General features: G+C 56.5%; 19 protein-coding genes. 3 read left to right on the top strand and 16 right to left on the bottom strand.

Annotation, left to right across the window (positions count from 1 at the left end):
* Positions 1–527 precede the first annotated feature (527 nt).
* The 3 genes from ACR0KC_RS07580 to ACR0KC_RS07570 form a co-directional block, all read right to left on the bottom strand.
* Positions 528–1,856, bottom strand: coding sequence for a pyridoxal phosphate-dependent decarboxylase family protein (locus ACR0KC_RS07580; RefSeq protein ID WP_480771674.1), 1,329 nt, complete (start codon positions 1,854–1,856; stop codon positions 528–530).
* Between the two features lie 531 nt (positions 1,857–2,387).
* Positions 2,388–2,927 carry a GNAT family N-acetyltransferase gene (locus ACR0KC_RS07575; RefSeq protein ID WP_170799680.1) on the bottom strand — a complete coding sequence of 180 codons (540 nt, stop codon included), beginning with the start codon at positions 2,925–2,927 and terminating at the stop codon, positions 2,388–2,390.
* A 199-nt stretch (positions 2,928–3,126) separates the two neighbouring features.
* On the bottom strand, positions 3,127–3,609 hold the full coding sequence (locus tag ACR0KC_RS07570) for a WD40 repeat domain-containing protein (RefSeq protein WP_480771673.1): 483 nt from the start codon (positions 3,607–3,609) through the stop codon (positions 3,127–3,129).
* A gap of 567 nt (positions 3,610–4,176) precedes the next feature.
* Here ACR0KC_RS07570 and ACR0KC_RS07565 point away from each other — a divergent pair.
* A complete protein-coding gene (locus ACR0KC_RS07565) occupies positions 4,177–4,602 on the top strand; it encodes a CAP domain-containing protein (RefSeq protein WP_480438842.1) in 426 nt (141 codons plus the stop codon).
* 1,091 nt (positions 4,603–5,693) lie between these two features.
* The gene (locus ACR0KC_RS07560; RefSeq protein ID WP_480771672.1) at positions 5,694–7,787 is read left to right on the top strand and encodes a 3-hydroxyacyl-CoA dehydrogenase NAD-binding domain-containing protein; all 2,094 of its coding nucleotides are present in this window, start codon (positions 5,694–5,696) and stop codon (positions 7,785–7,787) included.
* 153 nt (positions 7,788–7,940) lie between these two features.
* On the opposite strand, the gene rpe is transcribed toward ACR0KC_RS07560, so the two are convergent.
* The 8 genes from rpe to ACR0KC_RS07520 form a co-directional block, all read right to left on the bottom strand.
* Positions 7,941–8,630 carry a ribulose-phosphate 3-epimerase gene (gene rpe / locus ACR0KC_RS07555; protein WP_480771671.1) on the bottom strand — a complete coding sequence of 230 codons (690 nt, stop codon included), beginning with the start codon at positions 8,628–8,630 and terminating at the stop codon, positions 7,941–7,943.
* 125 nt (positions 8,631–8,755) lie between these two features.
* The gene (locus ACR0KC_RS07550; RefSeq protein ID WP_170511246.1) at positions 8,756–9,232 is read right to left on the bottom strand and encodes a class I SAM-dependent methyltransferase; all 477 of its coding nucleotides are present in this window, start codon (positions 9,230–9,232) and stop codon (positions 8,756–8,758) included.
* A gap of 19 nt (positions 9,233–9,251) precedes the next feature.
* The gene (locus ACR0KC_RS07545; RefSeq protein ID WP_480771670.1) at positions 9,252–10,004 is read right to left on the bottom strand and encodes a polysaccharide deacetylase family protein; all 753 of its coding nucleotides are present in this window, start codon (positions 10,002–10,004) and stop codon (positions 9,252–9,254) included.
* Entirely contained in the window at positions 10,001–11,143 is a 1,143-nt protein-coding gene (locus tag ACR0KC_RS07540) for a glycosyltransferase family protein (protein WP_480705687.1), read from the bottom strand. Before ACR0KC_RS07540 ends, ACR0KC_RS07545 begins: the two co-directional genes overlap by 4 nt.
* Positions 11,144–11,145: 2 nt before the next feature.
* Positions 11,146–11,724, bottom strand: a complete 579-nt coding sequence (locus ACR0KC_RS07535; protein ID WP_170636477.1) for a histidine phosphatase family protein — start codon at positions 11,722–11,724, stop codon at positions 11,146–11,148.
* A complete protein-coding gene (locus tag ACR0KC_RS07530) occupies positions 11,721–12,797 on the bottom strand; it encodes a glycosyltransferase family 4 protein (RefSeq protein WP_480771669.1) in 1,077 nt (358 codons plus the stop codon). The genes ACR0KC_RS07535 and ACR0KC_RS07530 overlap by 4 nt, the downstream gene beginning before the upstream one ends.
* Positions 12,797–14,044 (bottom strand): glycosyltransferase family 4 protein, encoded by a 1,248-nt coding sequence (locus tag ACR0KC_RS07525; protein WP_480771668.1) that lies wholly within the window; start codon positions 14,042–14,044, stop codon positions 12,797–12,799. The genes ACR0KC_RS07530 and ACR0KC_RS07525 overlap by 1 nt, the downstream gene beginning before the upstream one ends.
* Positions 14,041–15,255 (bottom strand): hypothetical protein, encoded by a 1,215-nt coding sequence (locus ACR0KC_RS07520; RefSeq protein ID WP_170424455.1) that lies wholly within the window; start codon positions 15,253–15,255, stop codon positions 14,041–14,043. The genes ACR0KC_RS07525 and ACR0KC_RS07520 overlap by 4 nt, the downstream gene beginning before the upstream one ends.
* A 382-nt stretch (positions 15,256–15,637) precedes the next feature.
* Between ACR0KC_RS07520 and ACR0KC_RS07515 the strand changes: the two genes are divergently transcribed.
* Positions 15,638–18,034, top strand: coding sequence for a mechanosensitive ion channel family protein (locus tag ACR0KC_RS07515; RefSeq protein WP_170397663.1), 2,397 nt, complete (start codon positions 15,638–15,640; stop codon positions 18,032–18,034).
* Between the two features lie 87 nt (positions 18,035–18,121).
* Here ACR0KC_RS07515 and ACR0KC_RS07510 read toward each other — a convergent pair whose 3' ends face one another.
* From ACR0KC_RS07510 to ACR0KC_RS07490, 5 genes are read right to left on the bottom strand one after another with little or no spacing between them, the layout of a single operon-like run.
* Entirely contained in the window at positions 18,122–19,477 is a 1,356-nt protein-coding gene (locus ACR0KC_RS07510) for a CoA transferase (protein ID WP_480771667.1), read from the bottom strand.
* Complete coding sequence (locus tag ACR0KC_RS07505; protein ID WP_170663923.1) at positions 19,474–20,628, bottom strand: ABC transporter permease; 1,155 nt, start codon at positions 20,626–20,628, stop codon at positions 19,474–19,476. Before ACR0KC_RS07505 ends, ACR0KC_RS07510 begins: the two co-directional genes overlap by 4 nt.
* Entirely contained in the window at positions 20,625–21,653 is a 1,029-nt protein-coding gene (locus ACR0KC_RS07500; protein WP_170397654.1) for an ABC transporter permease, read from the bottom strand. Before ACR0KC_RS07500 ends, ACR0KC_RS07505 begins: the two co-directional genes overlap by 4 nt.
* Positions 21,654–21,668: 15 nt before the next feature.
* On the bottom strand, positions 21,669–23,582 hold the full coding sequence (locus ACR0KC_RS07495) for an ABC transporter substrate-binding protein (RefSeq protein ID WP_170596927.1): 1,914 nt from the start codon (positions 23,580–23,582) through the stop codon (positions 21,669–21,671).
* Complete coding sequence (locus tag ACR0KC_RS07490) at positions 23,575–25,347, bottom strand: ABC transporter ATP-binding protein (RefSeq protein ID WP_480771666.1); 1,773 nt, start codon at positions 25,345–25,347, stop codon at positions 23,575–23,577. The genes ACR0KC_RS07495 and ACR0KC_RS07490 overlap by 8 nt, the downstream gene beginning before the upstream one ends.
* Positions 25,348–25,372: the final 25 nt, after the last annotated feature.

Below are 25,372 nucleotides of genomic sequence, written 5' to 3'. Positions count from 1 at the left end.
CCCGTCATACGTGAATCGTAAGTGTATGCGCCAATCTCCGCGTGTTTTCTTGAGTCGCTCGCACAAAGATCTGCGGGGCAAAAAATCCCCTAATATGGCTAGGTAATTAATGCCCGAGCTGAACCGTGTAACATGGCAATGCTCCGCTCAAAGCCTCTGACATGTTTGGTTTCGCGAGTGGTGGTCTTCAATAATGCTGAAAACCATCAGGAATGTTGAGATCGAATATCATTTAGTGGACAAAGCGGCCTTTGACTGCTGCTGTGCCAAAAGCCGCATCCATGATACGTTTACTGTTTTCCTCCTATTAGAACGCGCGACTTAGTTTCTCCAGCATGTTGTCAGCTATTTGATCAAACAAACTTAGTTTCTAGGGCGCGGGGCAATGGAAAGATGTCGTGAAAAATGAACTGGAAAATGTCCTTCCAAAGTTCAGATATTGAACGACGTACTTTTGAGTTAATTGCCCAGGTTCCTTGCAAAAAGAACATGATTGGTTGCTCAGACCCGATTGCCTGCGTCAAGCACTATTTGTGACGTCTGACCGCGCGTTCAACGGCTTGGATTGATTGACGAATATCCTCGGATGTTGTGCGGTGATTGACCAAGGCTGCACGTAGACACGCCTTGCCTTTGATGACGGTTGTTGAGAATACGGCATCACCAGAAAGCTGAAGCTCGGCTGCGATTTTGTTCACGTCTCCATAGGCAATGTAGAAACAGCAAATATTAGAAGTGACGGGAAACGAAAGGTCCAAAACATCAGATGCCTCGACCAGCTCAGCCATCAATGCAGTCTGCTTGCAGTTGTTCGTAATGGACGCAGAGAAGGCCTGTGTTCCGATCGATTTAATCGCGGCCCAGACCTTAAGGGCGCGAAATCCGCGCGAAAGCTCCAGCCCATAGTCGCAGAACCACAGATCGCCTCCTCCAAGCCCTTCATTTTGTTGTTCAAGGTAGCTAGGGCGTGACGTAAACGTGTCGAAATGCAGGGAGCGATCGTAGATCATGCAGGCTCCGCAGTCATAAGGAACGGACATCCATTTGTGAAAATCACATGAGATCGAATTTGCCCGTTCCATCCCGTCAACAAGCTGTGCCCAAGGATGATCCGCGAGTCGTGTCCAAAATCCAAAGGCGGCATCCACATGAAGCCAGATATTTTGGTCTACACAAAAATCCGCAATCTCGTTTAAACTATCAAACGAACCTGTGTTGACCGAACCCGCTGTGCCAATCACGGCCAAAGGAACGCGATCAATGGACTTGTCTTTTGCAACAGCGCGTTTCAATGATGCAATATCCATCCTCATGTCATCGTCTGTGTCGACAACATGAATTGCATCTGTCCCGTAGCCCATCGATTCAAGCGCCTTACCGATACACGAGTGCGTACCGCGGCGCACGTAGACAGCTACGCTTGGCAGCGCTCGAATACCGGTCTTTCTAACGTCATGACCAAATTGCTTGTTTCGCGCCGCCGTCAGCGCTAAGATCGTCGCTTGCGACGTACCAGTCGTTAGAATGGCAGATGCACTCTCGGGCAATCCAGAAACGCCAAGCAGCCAATCCAGCGTGACCCGCTCGACTTCGATGGCCCCGTGATCGCGGCCGCCGCAGTTGCTGTTCATCGTGGCTGCAACCAATTCTGCCCCAACGGAAACCGGCAGTCCGGCCCCATGCACCCAACCGAAGAACCGTGGATGCGTGTTGCCGGTCGCGTAGGGCATGATGTCATCAGCCAACTGAGCGAACGTTTGCTTAATACCAACACCAACGGCCTCTCGCGTCAGGGACAAGCGACCGGCAAACCCGTCAGGCTTAGGTTGCCAAGGCAAGTCCCTCGCGCATTTCATTCGAGCTATGCATTGATCCATTAACTTGTGCAAATGATGGCTAAAATCATCCCAGTCTTTCGGATCCAAATGGTTGCCTTCAGAAGTCATAGCAAAGCCTTTTTTGATGGGCGATTGTCGATAGCATTAGAACATCGCAGATCTGCGATACAAGCCGCGTTAGGTTTGCGGTCTTCAGATGGGACGGGTCAATTGAGACCTGCCGCCGATCTTACTGAGATTATCCGCTTTGCTATGAGGCGCAGAGCTAACGAAAGCCGACTTTGGTTCAGTCTGTAGGAACAGTAACTCTGGGCTCAAACCAGCCATCTGACATATTAGGTTGGAAATTAACGCGGTTCTAACGGTTTGATGCCTGCCTCGCGGACAAGCCATCGTTTCGCTACGCCTGCTCAAAGGCCCACTTCATTAAAATGCGCCAGCGCTAGAAAGTCGTTTCTGCCAGTGAGTGAAGGCAACGGGTATGTCTATACTACAAAGAGAAGGAACCCCAGTTCTTGAGCAGGAAGCCTTCATTTACCGACTCACGCACTACCAGTGGTTTGGATTATCTAGTGGACCAACGCATCGAGAAGTGCCTTTGAGTGGGGTGAATTGATCTGCTGTCAGGGATTGACCAAGCCATCCCTCCGGATACTGGAGTGGCAAAGGCGGCTGAGCATCGGCTTCTGTAATGTGAGCGAAGCCCACCTTCGAATAGAAGTTGTTTTCCCCGTAGGTCAAAGCAACATCAACCCCACTGTCTCTTAGAGCTTGAAGCGCGTGACCAATCAGGCGTTGCCCAAGCCCTTTACCCTGCCGATCGGTTGAGACCGCGACTGGCGCCAGAATGAATACCGTTCGATCATCTTCCGGATATGTCATCCGTGTGAAGATGATGCTGGCCAAGACGTCCCCGTTCTCAACCGCAGAGAACACGAGCATGTCGTTAGTGGTCAGCGAAGACAGCATTTCGGTGACCAACGCCTTTATCAGTCCGCCAGCTTTGGGTCCTTCCGATGCGGAGAATGTGTCCAAAAACATCGAGATAATGTCATCAGTTATTTCATTGTATTCAGTTGTGATTTCCATGGTCTTTCACTGCGGATCAGTTTATCTTTGGTTGAACCCCAGTCCAGTCCGACAATGGAACGAATGTCGGGTATGCGGGACAAAGCTGCCTTTTGCTGGTGCAGCGTCATTTGCCTTATTGAAGCGAGATTGCCAATGACAGTCTTCACAGCGCCGGAGTATCACTGCGCAAGCCTGCATCAATAAATCGTGAATAGAGTCACTGCGATCTAAGGCTGGCGCAGACATCATCGCGTGCCGCTCCCAGATATTGCTCGTGTTGTTGCGTCCCTAAAACGCCATCGCTCAGGTTGCATGCTGCCTTGGTGCTCAGAACATCCCAAATACGCACTATTCCGTCTTCACCGGAACTTGCAAACTGCTGCCCATCTGGATGATTTGCTAGACGCCAGATGGCTCCTGCATGTGCATTTGGAATGCGGCCAATCAATTTTCCAAAGCTCAGGTCCCAGACATGTTGCCCACCGCTTCTGTCGGATGCTACTAGGCTGGCGCCATCGTGCAAAAAAAGGAGGTCCGTGGCTCCGCGGGCATGGCCTGTGAAGTTCTGCAGTCGCATTCCATCTTCCAGACGCCAGACTGACACTGTTTCGTCGCTGTCCGCAGCGGCCAGCAGTGATCCATCGGGGTTGAAGGCCACTGACCAAACGAGATTATCCGATACCTTCAAAGTCAGGGGCATTGCAGTCTGGTCAGTTGGCCAAACGAGCACTTCACCCATGCTTGTGGAAACCGCTATTCTAGATGAATCAGCGTGCATGGTTGCTCTGGTAACACTACCGTAGTCGAGCGCAAAGCGACGCAGTGTTTCAGCGGTTGAAACATCAATCAGATGCGCACCACCTTCCGCACCAGCTAGAAGGCTACTTCCATTTGATGTGAAAGATAGCGACCAGATTGCTTCGCCGAGCGCAGGAAATCTAATTTGAGCGCCCAAAAAGTCAGGCGACGAAATTACGATCTGCCCTTTGCGGTCCGCGGTCGCCAACTGCCTGTAGACCCCTTATTTTCTTATCTCAGACACAATTCAAACACGCTGCACCGATACAAGCAGGTGAGGCGCGTCGTGATGGGATCAGCGATTTCAATGAGGGGGTACGAGTTTGACGCGTCGTAACTCCAGCCTGTGGGGCTACCCTCTAGGAAATTGAATCTTTGGTGCGATAGCTTAAGATCGTCAAGAAGTGCGAGAAATCACATGCTCTCAATTAACCCGCGTGGGCCATTATAGACAGAACTTGGTGGAAAAATGCTGACGCGTTTGTTGTTGATTCTGGCGATTCTTTTGCCCGCGCCACTCGCTGCAAATCCTATAGCAGCGGACGAACTAAACACGTTTCGCAAAAGCCAAGGGCTTCAAGGGTTAGTCTATAGTCGGAAGTTGGAGAAAGCCGCCAAGTCTCATGCTGAGGACATGGTGAAGAAGGGGTTCTTTTCGCATACCGGCTCCAATGGGTCTGACGTGGACCAAAGGGTGCGCAAGGCAGGCTACGAATGGTGTTTTGTGGCTGAGAACATCGCCAAGGGGCAGAAAGGTTTGGACGCTGTGATGTCAGCTTGGGCGCAATCGCGGGGGCATCGTGCTAATATGCTGTCACGCAAGGCCGAAGAGTTCGCGCTGTACGAGGCGGCGGATCGCATCTGGGTGATGGTTCTAGCCGCCCCGTGTCGGTAGTATTTGGGAGATAGCCTTGTTTTCTCGCTTAAATATGCAGCAACAAAACTGCAAAGCGTCACCAGCTTCAAACCACTGACTACATCCAACGAAACGCGATGATTTTAGTATCGTCCGACAGGCCTTTCATCCACCGAACTTCTTGGACATGGGCATTAAGTTGCTCTTCGGTCAGTACCGGCTCCACCCATGTGTAGTGTACCTTCGATTCTAATGAATGCACTTCGAGCTTCTGTAGTCGGTTAGTTAGATTAGGCATATGAACCTCCATTGCCTTTGAGTTCGGCTAACAAATTCGGATCGTGCGCTGAAATGAACGCATCAAGCGCTTCTCCGCACGCTTCAAGCGTCGGAGTATCCAACTGTTGATAGAATGGGTCACCATTTCCCGAACGTGTCTGAACCGATTCCAAGTGAACACGCTGCCGGAAGTCGGATTCAGCCTCATCATCAATTCGATTTACGCGTGCCAATCCAAGCTGTGGTAAGGTTTTCAAGGTATCTGTTCGTTAACATCTTCTTCATCGCTCTGGGGGACTCATGGGGACAAAATCAACTGGATTGTGGCGGACAATTATGGACAACTGTAGACAATAACTATTCGGGGAAAAATATATAGAGCTCGGTATTTACAAACTAAATTGGGGTAGGGTTGGATAATTGTGGACGGCCATAGACTGTAGAGACTTACAGCGAAATCAGTAGGTGAACGGAATCATAATCCGCGTGTCGGGGGTTCAAGTCCCTCCTCCGCTACCAGAACTTCCCAAACAAGTGCTAAGGCCCTGTTAGCGGCGTTTCCATTTGGATCGCGCCCTCGGGTTCCGTGCGAATTCAGACCAAGCACTGCAGTTCTTTGCGCTTCGTTGCTCTGAGGCCGCGAAGCAAGTTCTACCGCAACGTAAAAGGTTAGTTCCGGGCATGAACCGCGTGATTATGGTACTAAATCCGAGAAAATCAAATAAACCGAACGATCGGTCGAAAATGTAGTTGAATACGAACGCAGACCGGGCCAGTCTTTGATCGCGCCGTGTCCGGGGATTCCCCGATTTACTACTGGCATCGCATTTCGTCTGAGGAGGCACGATCATATGACCCAAGTCATCGGGTATGAGAAAGTGGGCGATATCGCCGTTTTGTCGGCTGAGAACCCACCCGTTAACGCGCTGGGCGTGGATGTGCGCCGGGGTTTGTTGTCGGCGATCGAACGTGCCGAAACAGAGGGCGCGCGCGCGGTTTTGATCTATGGTGAGGGTCGGACTTATTTTGCAGGCGCAGACATTCGCGAGTTTGGCAAGCCGCCACAGGACCCGTGGCTGCCCGCACTCTGTGATCGGATTGAGGCGTCGCCCTTGCTGGTGGTTTCTGCGTTGCATGGAACCGCGCTTGGTGGTGGGCTTGAGGTTGCTTTATCCTGTCATTATCGCGTTGCCGTGCCGTCTGCGAAGGTGGGGTTGCCCGAGGTTAATCTTGGTATCATTCCCGGTGCTGGCGGCACCCAGCGACTGCCGCGTGTTGCCGGGGTCGAGGCCGCATTGAACATGATCACGACGGGGCGGCACGTTCGTGCGCCAGAAGCGCTTGAGATGGGTGTGCTGGACAAAGTTCAGGATGGTGATCCGCGCGAGATCGGCCTGGCCTATGTCAGAGAGCTGCTTGCAACCGATGCACCTCGGCGTCCTGTTTGCGATATGGACCGGCCCGCCCCAATCGATTTTGATGCGGCCTATAACGCGGTGCTGAAGAAGGCCCGGGGCCAACTGTCGCCTGCGATTGCAGTGCGGGCAATACAAGCCAGTTGCGAGGCCGAGGATTTTGCATCCGGTTTGGCTCGCGAACGGGAATTGTTCATGGACCTGATGGGCTCGGATCAGCGCAAAGGGTTGATCCACGCATTCTTTGCGGAACGTGCGGTTGCAAAATTGCCCGAGTTGAATGGGGTCGAGCCGCGGGACCTGCAACAGGTCGGCGTCATCGGCGGCGGCACGATGGGCGCTGGGATTGCCACCTCAGTTCTGCTGGCGGGGCTTCCTGTCGTGCTGCTTGAGATGTCACACGAGGCAGCGCGGTCCGCTAAAGATCGTATCGCGGCAAATCTGGCTGGCGCCGTGAGGCGCGGAAAGCTGAGCCAGGACAAACATGATGATATTCTGCAGAACCGGCTGACCCTGGCCACGGACTATGACGCACTGAGTGGCGTCGATCTGGTGATCGAAGCCGTGTTCGAGGACATGGCAGTGAAGAAAAAGGTTTTTGCGCAACTGGATGCGGTCTGCAAAAGCGGTGCGGTATTGGCGACCAATACCTCATACCTTGATATCAACGAAATTGCCGGATCGACCGAAAGGTCACGGGATGTCATCGGTCTGCATTTCTTCTCCCCAGCACATGTGATGAAACTGCTTGAGATCGTGGTGGCGGATCACACCGCGCCCGAAGTTGTGGCAACGGGTTTCGCGTTGGGCAAGAGGTTGGGCAAGGTGGCCGTTCGGGCAGGTGTGTGCGACGGGTTCATAGGTAATCGGATTTTGGGCATATATCGGAACTGTGCTGATCACATGGTGCTGGATGGGGCGAGCCCATTCCAGATCGATGCTGCGCTGACCGGGTTTGGATTTGCGATGGGCCCCTATGCAGTGTCAGACTTGGCCGGATTGGACATTGGCTGGGCGGCGCGCAAGCGGAAACGGGCCGCAGGCCAGGATCCACGCGTTCGCGACAGTTTCTATGCCGACAAGCTGTGCGAGGCCGGACATTTCGGCCAGAAAACCGGCAAGGGCTATTACATATATGAAAATGGCAAGCGGGGTGGAGAGCCGAACCCCGAGCTGACATCATTGATCGAAGCCGAGCGTGCGGCTCAGAACATAACTCCACGCGCGTTTACGGATGAGGAGATCATACGTCGCTATATGGTCGCGATGGTGAATGAGGCGGCGAAGGTGGTAGGCGACGGCATCGCGCGTAGACCGCTGGATGTGGACGTTACGCTGCTCTATGGCTACGGTTTTCCGCGCTACTGGGGTGGGCCGCTGAAATGGGCAGATTTGCAAGGTTTGCCGGGCGTATTGAACGATATCTGCAAGTGGGCTGAAGAAGATGCCTATTTCTGGCAACCTGCACCCCTGCTCGAACAACTGGTGGCCGAGAACCGCTGCTTTGATGATCTCAACAAAGATGCCTGAAGTCTCGGGGCAAAGGCTCTCGTGCCTGCGCAACATTGGCTGCGCCAATATTGCTAGCCGCCTTGGGCCCGGCATCGCGCAAAGCGCGATGCCGGGCCCAACAGGAGGAGGCGTTTCGTAAGAAACGTCGACGACTGGCGGGAGGGTTTGTTGTTAACCCAGTGCACCTTCGGCAGCAGTCCGCACAGCGCGAATATTGTCGCCATAGACCGACGGGTTTGAAACTGACCCGCCTTTAAAAACTGCTGATCCGGCGACCAACACGTCAGCGCCTGCAGCGGCCACCAGAGGCGCTGTTTTGGGATCAACACCGCCGTCGATTTCGATATGAACCCGTCGGTCGCCGATCATCTCGCGCAAACGTCGCACTTTTGCGGTCATGTCGATGAATTTCTGCCCCCCGAAGCCGGGGTTGACGGTCATGACGCACACCAGATCAGTCAGGTCCAACAGATGTTCGACGGCCTCGGCGGGCGTCCCGGGATTCAACGCGATCCCTGCTTTCATTCCCGCAGCGCGTATCACCTGCAGCGTGCGGTGCGAATGCGGCCCCGCTTCGACGTGCGCGGTCAGCACATCAGCGCCCGCATCGGCATAGGCTTGAATATAAGGATCGACCGGAGTGATCATCAAATGCACATCCATGACGGTCTTAACATGTGGGCGAAACGCTTTGACCGCTGGGGGACCAAAAGTGAGGTTTGGGACAAAGTGGCCGTCCATCACGTCCACATGAACCCAATCCGCCCCTTGAGCTTCGATGGCCTGAATCTCCTGTCCGAAATTTGCGAAATCGGCTGACAGGATCGAGGGAGCGATCTTGATGGAACGGTCAAAGCTCATGACTGGCCTCATGTGGGTGTGCTGTTGCGGTGGCGTATACCCTCGACTCGCGTCAATGCATAGGCCTGACTGCGGTGAATCTGATCGATAGATTCAACATACTAACCCGTCAGTTCAAAGCCTGCTCAGGCGCGATAGAAAAGATATCGATCGGGCGCGATGGTCTCGGGGCCTTCAACCTGCGCAAAACCCGTCAACGGTTGCCCTGAAATCAACAACCCACCGGGTCGCATGACCTGTTTGATCAAAGGGCTGAGGCGTGCCGCTTCCGCAACATCTTCGGACTTGATCCCGCGGCCGAAATCGTAGTGCGCCAGCGCGATTGTTTGGCCTGCGTCCGCCAGTTTACGCAACATCGGCTCAGCCTCACCCTGTAGGAAATCCTGTGCCGGTGGCGTGCTGTCGGGATGACACTGCAAGACGCGATCCATCACCCATATACGCCGAGAGGGCAGGATCTCTCGCAGATGATCATAGGTACGTCCGTTACCTAGCCCCAGGTCCAGAACGTCCCCTTCCATGGTGCCGATCTGTGCGGCGGCCCAGTTTAGCCCATCGCGTTGCGCCGTCAGGCGGCGCAGCATGGAATCCAGTCGGCTCATTCGGGCTCTCCTTGCGAGTTCAGTTGCGTGGTGCGGTCCAGGGTGTGCCCGGTCCATCAAGCAGCCTGTGCAACAGATCCTGTGTAAACGTCCAGATGTCCTGATCATGGACCAGATGATGCGTCAACACCCCAAATGCTTCGGCATTGTCTGCGCGACCGGTGCGTCGGTCATGCAGCAGCTCAACTGTCTGTGCGATCAGTCTGTCAGGGTCGATTAAACCGCGCGTCCCGCGCCAGTCGATTGGATCGAGATGTGTGTTTATCTGCGCGAGGCCGGGCGCCGCGAGCGGTATCTTTCGGGGGGTCGCCGTCGACAGTATCCGATAGCCCAGCCCCTGAAGCTGCATGGCAACTTTGGAGTCGATCCGATTCCACGGGGGCACAAACATCGGACGCAAGTTGTCACCGAACAAACCTCGCAGCCGGGACAATCCAGCCTCGGCATCTGCAACTACCGCTTTAAGGGGCCGGTGCAGGCGAAATTCGGCTTTCTTCTCGTCTGCAGGCGCGTGGTTCTGATGCGCCCAGCCATGCACAACCGGGATCAAAACAGATTGATCTGACACATACTCTGCAAGTGCCGCTTGCGCATCACGCGGGATCACAGCCAGATGGACGGGTAGGCCAAGCGTGCCCGACATGGCGGATAGCTTTTCAAGCTGCGGTGTCACCGCAACTGCATCGTCATCACGCCACCACAAGGGCAGGGTCAATCCTGCGTCCTGCCACTGCTGCAACTCGGATTGCAATGTGTGCCAATCAGGCCTCATCGGCTAGCCTCGTACAAGCTCTCTGCAATTTCCACCGACCGGCGTGCACCATCAAACCCGTTGGTCATAGGGGGGCGTTCAGCACCCGAAATGACATGCTCCAGCGCATTGGCCAGCGAGCCAGCGGTCAGGTCAGAACTGTTAAGCACCTCGATCCCGTTCAACTGCGAAAGAGATCGCGCGCGCAAAGATTGCTCAACCTCTTTGCCATCATCGAAGGGGATCAGAACCGCCGGGGTACCGCTTTGCAGCAGGTCCATGGCCGTGTTGTAACCGCACATGCTGACCGAAGCGGCGGCAAGCGGCAGCATTTGGCGAAAATCAGGGCGGACGGTTTCAAGAAGAACCGATGAACCCTCGGCCATTTGCGAAAGCTCGGCGATCCGCGCATTGGCATCCTGCCCGCCCACCAACAGGCGCCAGCGCCTGTTGGGCATCTTTCGGGCGGCCTCGATGGCCGCTTGAAAGATCGGCTGGCCGACCGACCCGCCACCCGCGCTGACCAATATCTCGCCCTGGCCTATGCCATCCGGATGACTTGGCGCAGCACTTGGGGCCACGAAACCGGTGTAATGCAGGCGCGATGCCAGTTGATCCGAGACAGGCCAACTGATTTCAAGTTCGGTGATCTTGGGGTCGGAATGGACCAGAACGCCGTCGTAAAACTCTGCGATAACCTCATCCGTTTGAGTTACCTTTGCGGGCTTCGATGGCGGCGCAAGAATGTCACGGATCGAACCAAGGATGACGGGTGGCCGAGGTAGGTCTCGTGCGGCTTTCAATGCAGATTTGAACTCCGCGGCCAAAGAGCGCCGCCCGAACGGATAAAGCTCGGTGATCAGAACCTGCGGCCCGAAGCTGCTTACCGCCTGCGTCAAGGCGTTTGTGCGCGCAGCGAAGTAGGCCAAGTCGGCCACAGCGCCATTCTGATCAAGCAGGCGGGTGAAATCGGTGCCATCAGACCGCAGCGGCGGTAAATTCAGTAATGATAATCCACGTGTGCCAAGCTGAGGCGCAGGCATGCCACCCGAGACCACAAACACCTCGTGGTCCTGTTCGGCGAACGCGCGCCCCAATGTAAGGGCCCGGCTAAGGTGTCCGGTCCCTAACAGATGGGTAACAACGATCATCACCTTCATGGTCAAGCCTCACGCGCAATCAATCGAACCGGTTCGGGTTCAGGCCGCATTTCGTCCAGGTCTACGATAAACAGTCTGTTGCGCTTGATCTTAAACGGCGCGGGACCGGAAAAGTTCCAGCCCCAGGCCTTGGCCAATATTACCCTCATGATTCCGATGTGGCAGACAGCAAGATTGTCTCCCTGCAACTCGGTCAACCATGGATTAAGCCTTGCCCATAATTCAGCCGGGCTTTCACCGCCCGGTGGCCGATAATCCCAGCCCCAGTCTTCGATGTGGCGATAACCGCTGTCGGGGATTTCGATCAGTTCGGCACCGCGCCGTCCCTCCCAATCGCCCCAATTCATCTCGGTCAGCGCCTGAGATGTTTTGGGCGCTTTATCCGATACCAACTGCGCTGTTTCAGACGCGCGGCTTAGCGGGCTGGACCAGATTGATGCTGCGTTCCACGGCGATGGCAGGCAATACCCCGCAAGTTCAGCCCGCGCGTCGGCATCCAACGGGATGTCGCTGCGCCCCTGAATGCGACCCGCGCGATTCCAATCCGTGTGTCCATGGCGCAGAAGGGCGAGACGGGTCATCGGTTTTTCTCCAACAATGGGCGCACAGTGGTCCAGAACCGCTCGGTGGCGGATGGCATCAGATGGCGGTGCGCGACATAGGCGCGGGCACGATTGCCCTCAGACTGGCTCAGGTCGGGATGGTCCAGAAACCTCTGTATACGCGCGGCCAACCCTTTGGCACCCGATCCGACGCCGGGATGATCCGAAGGCATCAGCACATCACGAACACCGGGGCGATCTTGTGCTGCGACGGGAACGCCGCAGGCCTGGGCCTCAAGATAGACCATTCCATAGGCTTCGTTGACCCCGGGCCAAACGAACATGGACGCCTGGCGGTACTGGACCTTCAACGTGTCCCGATCCAGCTGACCCAGAAACCGGACACGAGGTCCGAACCGCGCCATCAGCGCCTCGACTTCCAATCGGGCCGGGCCATCGCCTACCACGTCCAACGCCCAATCCCCTGTCAGATGTTCCAGCGTGTCGGCCAGAATGGCGTACGAGGCCAGCTTGTCCCCCGGCCGCATCATGCCCACGGTCAGCATCGGCCCATCACGGGTCGAAACAGGGGGCAATTCCGTGATGGGAAGAAACGGAGGCAGTTCCACCAACGCCTGCGTACCGAACCTTTCCCGTTCTAACGTGATCAGGTCGTTGGCAGTGTGGTAGAAAATCACCTGCGCGCTGTCGCACGCGTCATGCGCCGCTTGCGCAAAATCAGCCCATGGGCCTGCAAGCCGGCTGGTGGCGCGGGTACTTTCCAGCTGCACATACGGGATGTCTCTTGCGCGGCTCACGGCCGGGCCGAGCAGATCGGGGGCCTTATAGTAGTTGTGATAAGTCACCCACAGGTTCGTGTCAGAGGGCAGTTCCTCAGCCAGTCGTGCAGCCTCGGTCGTTGCTTTGCGACGTAATTCGTCCTGAAGTGCCCGGTCGCCTGCCTTGTCGTAAATCCGCAATTGCGAGGCCAGCTCAACAATGTCTCCCTGAGCGCCGAGGGCCTGCATCAGGTTGCGGGCCATTTCGCGATCACCCGAGGGCTTGGGACTGTCGGGGGACTTCATCGGTGCATAGAAAGCCACCCGCGCCATCAGGGCTCGTCCGCGCACAAGGCGCTGAGCCGCTCGGACAAGCGACGTATGCCCGGGTCCATCCGGAAGTCGGCGATCAACCGGTTATACGCGGCCTCAGCCATCTCGGCCGTTCTGGTCGGGTTCCGGGCGAGATCCGCAATAGCCGAGGCAAGAGAGGTCGGGTCATCTGCTGACAACTGACCGTGAATACCGGATTCAATGAACTCCGGGATGGCTGACACCGGCGTTGACAGGATCGGGAGGCGCTGGGACGCGGCTTCCATCAAAACATTGGGTAAACCATCGCGGTCGCCGTCGGCAGCAATTCTGCTGGGCAGGACAAACAGATCAGAGCGGCGCATCTCGGCAATGACTTCCGGTTGATCGCAAGCCCCCATCCACGTGATCCGATCGGAAATCCCTGCGGCATCGGCTTGTGCGCTCAACTCATCGCCCAGATTTCCGCCGCCGATATGGGTCCAATGCCAATTCAGCGATCTGGGGAGTAGCGCGAAAGCTTTGAGAAGCCGGTCAAAGCCCTTCTTTTCGACAAGACGCCCGACTGACAGCATGTGAAAGGGTGCATCCTCTGCACGCGAACACTGCTGGGGAGGTGCAGGAAACCGCGACAGGTCCAGCCCATGATAGATCAGTTCTACCCGCGCAGGATCATCAGCCAGTTCGCGCAGATGTGCGGCACCAATGGCGGTACAGGTTGCCCCGAAGATGGCGCCGTGAGAGGCCAGTTGCAGCTTTTCCCGCTTTTCCCAGTCTGGTGAGGTCCAGATATCTTTGGCATGCGCCGAAAAACTCCAGGGCAGGCTGCGCATGATAGACGCATAGCGGGCGACCGAAGACGGAGTGTGCATGAAATGCGCATACAGCGCCCGCGTTTGATCGGGCAGCTCAGCGGCCAATACGCAGGCCTGACCAAACCGGCGAATTCGGTTGTGAGTCGGGTCTCGGTGAAGGTCTTGCCGCCAGACCTGGTAAGCTTGCGCGTATCCGGGCAGACGAGCTGCAATGTCTCGCGCAGTCGCCAGCCGCTCAGGCTCTTCATAAAGGTATTCCGGCAGGTAATGCACCTGCCCCTTGAAGCGATCGTGCAGAGGATGGCGCTTGGTATCGGTCGGATGGCGCAACGACCAGATATCGAAGCTGTGCCCTGCCTCCTGCAAGGCCACCAATTCTTGCGCGATGAACGTCTCGGACAGGCGCGGCCAGCCTTTGACCAGCACCGCCAGCTTGGGGGGTTCGCGCGTCATCCGGTGGCGCGCTCTTGTTCCGCGCCTAGCAGCGCGTTTATACGATGAGTGACGTAGCTTAGCCCGTCCAACAACCCTGCGCGAATGGCCTGCGAAGGCAGCGGCTGATGGGGCAAGGCGCGGATCGCGCGGATCATTGCATCCGCCGTCAGACCGTCACGGTTTTCATCCAGCATGCGTACCAGACCCAGATCCTCGGCGCGCGAGGCACGAATCCATTGCTCCAGCCGCGGCGTCGTGCGCGGAACAATGACGGCGCGTTTGTCGAAGGACAAAACCTCGCAGAAGGTATTGTACCCGCCCATGCAGACCACACCGGCAGCGCCCGCGAACAGCGTTTCGATCTGCGATTCAAAGCCAACGGCGGTCACACGGCCATTTAGGGCGGCGACACGGGTTTCAAAATCTTCGCGTAGTTCGCCTGACAGGAAGGGCCCATAGACCAGCACAGCGCGGGGTGACAGATCCGGGTCTTTTTCATATGCGGACAGCACCAAATTGACCATCGCCTTGCCATCGCCGCCACCACCGGGGGTGATCAGGATATACGGTTGTTCTGGTGGCTCACCAACCGGCCCAAGATCGCGACGTAGATACCCTGTCCAATGAATGCGCTGTTGCGTCGCCGGGCTGAGGGGAAGGCCTTGTGTAGGATCGTAGACCGATCGCAACCCATATACCCAGATCTCATCATAGAATCGTTCAGTCGCCGAGATCGCGTCCTTACGCTCCCATTCGGCGGCCAGTACTTCGGGCTCATCCAGAACGTCGCGCAGGCCCAGAACCAATTTGGTTGAGCAGGAGTTTTCAAGATACTCAAGCGTCGGCAGCAGCTCACCGCGAAAACCGGTAGGCTCTTTGTCGACGATCAGCACATCGGGGTCGAACTGTTCGACAGATGTCTGGATCAGGCTTGCGCGCAACTCGGTCACATCATCGATGCCCATGCCGATGGTCTGCGAAGCATACGAGCCGTCGGCGCGTTTGGTGACCCCGGGTAGACGGACATGGTCAACGCGACGCGGAAAAGTAAACCGTCCGGCAATGGGTGAACCGGTCAATATGAGGGCCGAAGCGCGTTGATCGGCTTGTGTTATGGCCGCAGCCAGCGCGCGTGACCGGCGCAGGTGACCCAGGCCGAACGTGTCGTGACTATATAGCAGGATGCGCGGTGCGCGGCCGTGATTTTCGTTTTTGATCCCTAGGCTCATGCCTTCGCCTGTTTCGGTTCCGGTGCAACTCCGCGCGTCTGCACCTGATTATCGTAATTCTGCCAGACCTTCTTGCCAAAGGCACAGATTCCGCCGTCCAAATGCGCCAAACATTGCGAATTGGCAACAGCATAATGCCACCGCCGGCAACAGGCGCACCTTGCGATATGCAGGCCGATGGTTCTTCATGCACAAGCCAATTCCGAGACCGGACGCCTCAGGTGGTCATATTCAATTTTTGTTGTCTTGGAAACACTTTATCCCATCCATTGCGTCAGGAACACGGGCTCTCACGATGTTGACACCGCGTGTGCGGATGATTTGAACAGCCTTCTGAGGTTCTATAGTCTTGGACGCAGCTACGAATTGGATGCGATATACGATGAAAATGAATGTTCTGGCCGGGCTGATTTTGGTGATTTGGGCGGCAATGCTGGCCAGTGCAACCGACGCGGTTGCGCAAACTTCGCTTATTCCGGGATACCCAATAGGATCAAGCGAGGAAACCGGTTCTTCAAGCTCTGCCGCTGACAGCGATCTGGCGGCGGCCATTCGATCCGCTTCCGAGGCGGGCGCAAGCGTAATCGTAATCGACAGCGCCGGGCAGGTTGTATCGGCAGCGGGCAATAGCGCCGACGCGACGCCAGAGGCAGATAGCATTGATCACATGGCTGAGGGTTCTCAGCTGATGAAGGCGCAAGAGCGGTTCTCAAAGTTCCGGGATTCCGTACGCTCGCGGATGGAGGCGCTGCCCTATTCGGTCTTTGAGGTCCAATACATCCTCAGACAGACCAGTCCGGACGGGCGGATTCAGACCTATGTCGAGGTGTTGGTCCTGAATGTGTTGTTCCTTTTGCTGGGGCGATGGTTGTCGATCGAAATCTACGGCAAGCGCATCGCGAAGCGTTTGGTGGTTGCGCGCATCAAGGAAAACCCGGTTGGCTATCGTGAGAAGATGCCTTTCCTTGTGTATCGTTTCGTGATGGGCATTGGCGGAACGATCTTTGCCATGCTCATGGCGCTGATCGTTGGCTATCTGTTCTTTGGTGAAGCGGAAGACATATCAATCCAGTTTACCGTTACGGCAATCTTTACCGCATTCTTCCTCTCGCGCACCGTCTCGGACTTGTGGCGGATGGTTCTGTCGCCTTACCTCAGCCAGTATCGCTTGCCGCCTTTTTCAGACCGGGACGCCAAGCGCCTGTATGTTTGGGCGTCAGCACTGGCGACCTATGACATCTCGGTTGTTCTGTTCTCGACATGGGTCGCGGATTTTGGGCTGAACTATAACGTCTATGCCATGGTCTATGGTAGCCTGACGCTGATCGGGGCGCTGGGCAACATACTGATGATCCTGTTCAATGCACGCGCGATCTCGAACGCTATTCGTGGCGGGCGTGCTCCGGATCAGGTGTCTTGGATACTGAAGTTCATCTCTTTCGCCTGGGCACCGGTTCTGGTGCTTTATATGGTGTTCAGCTGGTTCAAACTGGCCGTTGATCTGGTTCTTGAGGTTCAGGATTCGATCCCGATCGTGGCCAGCAGCTATGCCATCTTTATGTCCGTCGTCGTGGCCTACGGCGCGATGAACTATCTGCTTGAAAGGTATTTTGATCGCAATCGCAGAATTGAGGTGATGAATGCCGACGCAGAAGCGGCTGAGCAGATCGAGGATGAGCTGGTGGCTGATACGCCGCAGGCCGAAAAGCGCAAACACGCCATTCTGACGTACGAAGACCTTGCCCGTCGTGTGGCAGGCATTCTGGCCTTTGTGGTGGGTCTCTATGCGCTGGTAGTGATATGGAACCCGCAGGCCAATTGGTCGGATGACTTGCCTATCGAGCGGGCGCTGGATGTGATGGTGATCCTGTTTATGGGTTACATTCTGTTTCACTTCTTCCGCGTCTGGATCGATAGCAAGATCGCGGAAGAGACGGATGACGGCGGAGCTGAAGCCGAGCTGGGCGACGAAGGAGGCGAAGGTGGGCAGAGCCGTCTTGCAACTTTGTTGCCTCTGTTCCGCGGGGCCATTCTGGCTGTGGTCGTTGTGACCATCGCGCTGATTGTATTGATGGAACTGGGGATCAATGTCAGCCCGCTGTTTGCCGGTGCAGGTGTCGTGGGTCTGGCCGTTGGTTTCGGGTCGCAAACCTTGGTCCGCGACATCTTCTCGGGTGCGTTCTTCCTGATGGATGATGCTTTCCGCAAGGGAGAATACATAGACATCGGTGATGTAAAGGGGACGGTCGAAAAGATATCGGTCCGGTCCTTCCAACTGCGCCACCACCTTGGTGCGCTCAACACGATCCCATTTGGAGAGATCAAGGTTCTGACAAACTATTCCCGCGACTGGGTAATCATGAAGCTGCCGTTGCGGGTGACCTATGACACCGATGTCGAAAAGGTGCGGAAGCTGATCAAGAAGCTGGGTCAGGAGCTGCTGAGCGATCCGGTGATTGGTGATAACTTCATTCAGCCGCTGAAATCGCAGGGTGTGATCGAGATGCAGGATTCGGCGATGATTATCCGGGTCAAGTTCATGACCAAACCGGGTGATCAGTGGCTGGTGCGTAAGAAAGTCTATCAGGATATTCGTGAGCTGTTTGCCCGTGAAGGCATCCGGTTTGCGCATCGGGAAGTCACCGTGCGACTGGCGGATGACAAAGAGGCCGAGGACCTGACTCCCAAACAACGCGAGGCTGTCACAGGGGCCGTTCAGGCCGCGATTGACGAAGACTATCTGGACGATATCGGCCCCGGCGGTGGCGATGATCGCTAGGAGGGCTCCCGCCCCTTTGGTTTGCGTCTCTGGCGAGACGTCAACCAAAGCGTTGGGCCGGGCCGCGCGTCCCGCGCGGCGGCAGCTTTAAGCGGTAAGTGACGGCCAAGCGGGCTGCGAAGTTCCCAGTTTGGACGCAGGCAAAGCCCAGTGCATCTTTGCGGATCCAACGGTTAGCGCCGGCTTCAATCGATAGCCGGGGCCCCACCCGGAAGGTTCGAGCGCATCCGCATAATCGACAGGCAGCGCCTCGGTAATTTCGTCATCGGGCTCGCTCTTGGCCAGGGTTACCAGCAATTCGGCAGTGCGCGCCAGCGAGAGCCGGGCATCCATGACGGCCTGACCGGATGCGGCCTCGGCGAGCGCCGAGAGCAGGGCGGCTGCCATCAAGTAACCAGTTGCGTGATCCAGTGCCTGAACGGGTAACGGAGTTGGCTTGTCGGCCCCCGCCCAACCCATCCCTGCATGTGCGATTCCGGAACTCATCTGTACAAGGCTGTCAAAACCGCGGCGCGCTGCCCAAGGTCCTTGCCAGCCATAGGCGTCTAGCGTGACTTCAACCCTGTTGGGGGCGAGCTGATCCCGCGTGTTTTTACCCAGACCGAGTGCGTCCAAAGCGCCGGGCCGATACCCGTGGACAAGTATGTCCGCTTGGGCCAGCAGCTCTTGCAGTTTTGCTTTTCCATCGGGTGATTTCAGGTTCAGATAGGCGCAGTGCTTGCCGAGAGAAATGTCAGGAATGACGCCAGGTTCATCCCAGCCGGGTGGATCGATCCTCAGGACCTCGGCGCCAAAACCCGCAAGTGTTCGTGTCGAGACTGGCCCGGCCAGAATGCGGGTCAGATCGAGCACACGCAGCCCAGAAAGAGGTCGCGCGGCAGTCGCCTGAGGCCGATCACGTAGTTGAATATTGCGTGGCCCCTGCCATCCGATCAACGGCTCGCGGGCCAATATGCGTCCTTGCGGATGGTCATGCCACTCAGAGCGGCTGCGCATTGCGGCAGCGACGCCGCCCTCGGCGACAATCGCGGCTTCCAGTTCAGAGATGCTCCAATCCCGAACTGCGCGCGATACCAGCGCACGGTCCGGCGCGACTTGCAAAACACTAAGGGCGGCGGCGCGATGACTGGGCAGGTTGGTGTGCAGCCTGATCCACCCATCAGAGGCCTGATAGTCACCAGCAATCGCGTCCCAAAGGCTGGGCATATCCCACCCTTTGGGTTTGAAGGAAAAGCCATACCACAAGGAGGCCAGTCGATGATCTACGGCCACCTCCAGAGGTGTAGGCGCCAGGTTCAAGGCTGTCACAAGGCGCGACAGCTCCTGCCCGACTGCCGCAAAACTGGCCGTCGCCAGTTCCGAGACCGCAAAGGCGCTGGGCCGCGCACCCGCCCCGTTGACTCTGTAGGTGTCAGTTGAGGGGAGGGCGGACAGCAAGCTCATTGCTGATAGGGGTCAAGACTGTCGCGCAACCCGTCGCCAAGGAAGTTGAAGGCCAGCACCACGACGATGATCGGTAGCATCGGAATTGCGGTCCATGGATAGATCTCGATCGAAGCAAGGTTCTGCGCATCGTTCAGCATCACGCCCCAACTGACCGCCGGGGCGCGCAGCCCAAGGCCAAGGAAACTGAGGGCGGTTTCACCCAGGATCATCGCAGGAATTGATAGCGTGGCCGAGGCAATCAGATGCGACATGAAATTGGGTAGCAGGTGCTTTCGGATCACACGACCCGAACTTGCGCCCATCATCTCGGCCGCGCGTACGTATTCCTCTTCTCTAAGAGACAGGAATTTTGCGCGGACAGATCGGGCAAGGCCTGGCCAATCGAGAATACCGAGGATGATCGAGATGATGAAGAATACCGCGACCGGGCTCCAATTTGATGGCACCGCGGCGGATAAGGCCAGCCAAAGGGGAAGTTCCGGCAGCGAGCGCAGGATTTCGATCACGCGGTTGATGGTCCAGTCGATGCGCCCTCCGAAATACCCGGCCATTGATCCGAACAGGATGCCGAGGAAGAAGGAAACCGAAATGCCGATCAGGCCCACTGTCAGCGACAGTTGCGCGCCATATAGGATGCGGCTGAATACATCGCGGCCCAGACGGTCCGAGCCCCACAGAAACAGCGTGGCCCCTTCGGGTGCGCAAAACAGGTGCGTATCGGATTTGATCAGCCCTGCGAGTTTGTATTCTGACCCTTCGCAGAAGAACCGGATTGGGCGCGGATCTTCCGTGTCAGCGACGAATTTCCACTGGAAAGTTTCAAGGTCCGCCTCTGCAACTATTGGATAAATGTAGGGGCCGATGAACTTCCCCTCATGAAACCAGTTGACCGACTGGGGTGGAGCGTACAGGTGCTCTCCGTTCCGGTCATTGGGGCCGTAGGGGGCAATAAAGCCCGCAAAAGGCAGCATCAAGTAGCAGAGCAGCAAGAAGAGGCCAGAAATCAGACCCAGCTTGTGGGTCCTGAACTTGCGCCAGACCAGCACCCAATTAGGGGCATCGAGATCTGCGCGCTCAAGCTGCTGAATAGAGGCCTGCGGGTCAAATGGTGCGTCGTCGACATAGCGACCATCGGGTTTATCGGTCATGCTTCGCGCCCCTCGTAACGAATGCGCGGATCAAGCATGACCAGCAGGATATCGGAAATCATGGTGCCGATCAGGGTCAGCAGAGCCACGAACATAAGAATGAAGGCCGACAGGAACTGGTCCTGCGTTTTCAAGGCAGTCAGCAGGGTCGGGCCGATTGTTTGCAGACCCAGAACCACCGAGACCAAAACCGACCCGGAAACCATCGAGGGCAGCAGGTTTCCAATGTCGGCGACAAACGGGTTGAAGGCCACGCGCAATGGGTATTTCGTCAGCATCCGCGATGGGGACATGCCCTTGGCGATTGCTGTTTCGACATAAGGTTTCCCTAGTTCATCCAGCATATTGGCGCGCAGGCGCTGCATCATGGCCGAAGCACCCGAGGTTCCGATGACGAAGGTCGGAACGATCAGGTGGACAAGGATGGATTTCAACTTGTCCCAACTCATCGGTTGTCCCTCAAAGGAAGGGTCCATCAGTCCGCCGATGGGCAGGTTGAAATAGCGATGGCCATAGTAGAACAGGATCAGCGCCAACAGGAAGTTCGGGGTCGCAAGACCCAGATAGCCTACAAAGGCCGAGGTATAGTCGATCCACGTCCGTGATCTGGCCGCAGCGATGACCCCCAATGGCAGAGCAACGGCATAGACGAATAGAATGGCGGCCAGATTGACCACAACCGTCAACCAGAGCGTATCGCCCACGATCTCGCGCACGGGGCGGTCAAATTCGAAGGACCAGCCATAATTGCCCTGTAACAGGCCCTCGAACCCATGCGGTCCGGGCCAGAAGCCCATCCAGATCAGGTACTGCTCGGGCAACGACCGGTCCAATGAGTATTCCTTGCGCAGAAACTCGGCCTTGGCGACACCGGCGGACTGTCCTGAAGCCTGCAGTTCGGCGATCTGGTTGCTGAGATAGTCGCCGGGGGGCAGGTTGATGATCACGAAAATCAGAACCGACACCACCAGCAATGTCAGCAGCATCGTGAAAAAGCGATACACCGCGTAGCGCAGCATGACCATTTAGCTGCTCCTGAATTAGTCGGCGAAGAAGAACTCGTCGGGACGGTGAATGCCGAAATGTGCGCCGGGTTCCCATGCCCACATGGCCTGCTCAGGCACATTGCGCAGGCGGTTCGACACGACAATAGGCTGCGGTGCGCCGTTCAGGATGCCGATCGCATAAAGCTGGTCGGCGTGAATTTTCAGCATCTCAGACCAGACTGCGCCGCGTTCTTCATCCGTGGAGGCGATTTCCCAATCGTGGGCAAGCTTCATGAGAAGTTCGGCCTCGGGCATGTCTGGTGGTTCGCCCGACCCTCCATTTGTCTGATAGTATTGGCCCCATTTAGGCCACGCCAGAAAGACCTGATCGGTCGGGGCGAGATAGGCCGGCGATGTGTGGCTTTGCGGAATGCCGTCATCCCAGCCGAACCAGACCGACGCCATTGTATTGCCCGAGAAGACCCGGTTGCGCAGAATGTCTCGATCCAATGGTCGCATGACCAGTTCGACTCCGATCTCACGCCAGGTATCCGTGACGATCTGCAGGGCGTTTTCAACCTCTTGCCGCTCACCGGCGGTTTCGATGATCAGCTCCATCGGACGCCCGTCGGGCAACAGTCGGATACCATCTTTGTCACGCTCGGTCAGCCCAGCCTCATCAAGCAGAGCATTCGCCTTGTCGACGTCATACTGTGCCCAAGCCTGCGCATTCGCTTCGTCGTAGAAGGGCGATGCGGGCAGAACCGACATAGCGCCGGGTTGGGCCAGCTTGAAATAGAGCGCCTGATTGATCGTCTTGCGATCAATGGCGAGCGACAGTGCCCTGCGTACACGTACATCGCGCAGAACCTCGCGCCACGCATCGTCAGTGTAGTTCAAATTGGGATAAATCGCGATCTGCGACGCGACGCCTGTTTTCCACAAAAGCGTCTTGTATCCACCTTCAGCCTCGCCCTTTTTCAAGATCGAGGCATCGCGGAATGCCAATCCGCGACCTTGCAAGTCGGTTTCACCCGCATTTGCTTTGGCCGCGACCAAACCCGGTGCGACGATTTCCATTTCGACTACGTCGATATAGGGCAGCTGAACCCCATTTGAATCCACCCGATGGTAATAAGGGTTACGGACAAAGTTGTGCCGGATTTTCTTGCCCGAACTTGCGTTGAGCCATGGCTGCAACGTCGGCAGTTCATGATTGTCGTACTTATATAGATTGTCCAACTTGTTATGCAGCGCCGCCCAGCTTTTTACCCGCGCATCTTCGACCTTGAATGCCAGTTCTTCGGGGTCCGCAAACTTCTCGTGATATTGCTTAAGGAACTCAGACGGTCGATAGATAAAGGGCGGCCGCGCCTGAGCAAGTGATTGCAGGAAATTCGGGTTGGGGTCATCCCATTCGAATACAACTGTTGTTTCGTCGGGGAAGGTGACGGTGGGTGTTTTGCCTTCAACCAGCAGGAAATCTGGTGGGCCTGAAGGGCTGAGCAATTCGTTGTTGGCCACATCCTCCCACCAATACCGGAAGTCTTCGGATGTGAACGCGGATCCGTTTGACCATTTGTGGCCGGGTCGCAGGTTCAAAGTAAATTTGCGATTGTCTTCGTTTTCGAAAGAAGCCAGCAAATCCGGGACGATGTTGTAATCCTGATCGAAGCCCACAAGCCTTGCGTAGCCATAGACCACCATTTGCCGAATATCTTTGGACCGGGTGACCATCGTGCGCAGTGTACCGCCGGGTACGCCGAATTCGCGACCTTTGGCGGCTAAGTCCACGATCAGTGGATCTTGCGGAATACGTTCAGCAACCGGTGGCAGGTCACCGCTTTCAACCTCGGTTTGCCAGAACGCGTTTTCCTGAAGATTAGACGGAATTTCTGCCACAGCGGGCAGCATACCTGCGATGGCCAGCGACGCGGCCAGAATCAATCGGTGAGTGGTCTTAAACATGGCAACGTACCTTATGGCCGGGCTCCAACTCTACCAAAGAAGGTATCACGGTGTCGGAAAATCGAAAGGCGTCATCCCAACTGTCGGGCGAACCGGCACCAAGCGCAACCAGTTTCAGATCAATCGGGCGATTGATATCCGGTTCGGGCTGGGCGGCAATCAGTGCCTTGGTATAGGGATGACGTGGATTGTAGAACAGAGTTTCGGGTGGGGCTTGTTCCACCACAAGACCCCGGCGCATGACGGCGACCTCGTCGGCAATGCGCGCGACGACGGCCAGATCATGTGAGATGAACAGGTAAGACAGGTTCAGACTGTCCTGCAGTTCTTCGAGCAGGGTCAAAATTTGCTCTTGAACGGATACATCCAGTGCCGAGGTTGGCTCGTCACAAACAATCAGCGCCGGGTCCAGCATCATCGCGCGGGCGATAGATAGGCGCTGTCGTTGTCCACCAGAAAACGCATGCGGATAGCGTTTGAGCATATCGGCATTCAGCCCGACCCGCTGCAACATCGCGGCCGCTTTGTCGCGCTGCTCTGCCACGGTGCCGAGGCGGTGTATCTCCAACGGCTCGGTCATGGCATCCTGAATGCGCATACGGGGGCTAAGAGAGCTATAGGGATCCTGAAACACCATTTGCGCCTTGCGCTGAAACGCGGTGCGTTCGGTCCGTGTCATACTGTGAACCGTTATCGGTTTGGAATCCCTTGTTGTTCTGAACAGAACTTCGCCGCCCGGGTCGGGCAGTTCAGCGCCCAGAGCGATTCTGGCGGCGGTTGTTTTGCCAGACCCGCTTTCGCCAACGATTGCAAGCGTCTTGCCGCGCGCCAGCTTCATATCTACGCCCCGGCAGGCATGGATCAGTTTGTCGGCTTTCCAACCTTTGCTCGATCGCATCGTGTAGGTCTTTGAGACCCCGGTCATCTGCAGAATTAGGTCCTCGTCGGGCATCGGTATGCCGACGGCATCCTGATCGGGTATCTCAGGCGCAGCGTCGAACAGCTGCTGCGTATAGGGGTGCGCCGGATCGTTCAGAATTGGTGCTGCCGGGCCAGCTTCCATCACGCGGCCTTTGTGCATGACGACCACCCGCTCGGCCATGTTAGCAACTACACCCAGGTCATGGGTGACAAGGATCAGCGCCATACCGGTCTCGCGCTGCAGCTCTTTGATCAGCCCAAGAACCTGCGCTTGGGTGGTAACATCCAGCGCTGTGGTTGGCTCGTCCGCGATGAGCAATTCAGGCTTGGACACCATCGCCATGGCAATCATGGCGCGCTGGCGCATGCCGCCGGACAGCTCGAACGGATAGCTGTCGTAGGCGCGGGCAGGGTCGGGGAAACCAACCCTCTCAAACTGGGTCAGAACTTCTTTGCGGGCCTGTGCATCGGATGCGCCGCGATGCAACCAAAGAACTTCGCTGACCTGATTTCCGATTTTATGAAGCGGTGACAGAGATCGCATCGGTTCCTGAAAAATCATAGAAACCCGATTGCCGCGAATACTACGCATCTGTCTTTCACTCAGTTCGATCAGATTAGCGGTGCCTTTGGAATCGTTCAGCGTGATCGTTCCGCTACGGATCTGGGCGGTACGCGGCAGAATACGCAGTGCAGCGCGACAGGAAATCGTTTTGCCCGAACCGGATTCTCCAACCAATGCAAGTGTCTGCCCGGGTTCGACCTCGAAGCTGACATCTTGGACAACGGATGGACCCGTGCCAAAGCCGATGCTGAGATCCCGAACGGACAACAACGCACTCATGCGGGTTTTCCACCCGTCTGGCCGC

The sequence above is a fragment of the Ruegeria sp. CF3 genome, assembly GCF_056537365.1.
The sequence above is the reverse complement of the archived record's forward strand: the minus strand, read 5'-3'. Positions and strand labels throughout refer to the sequence as shown.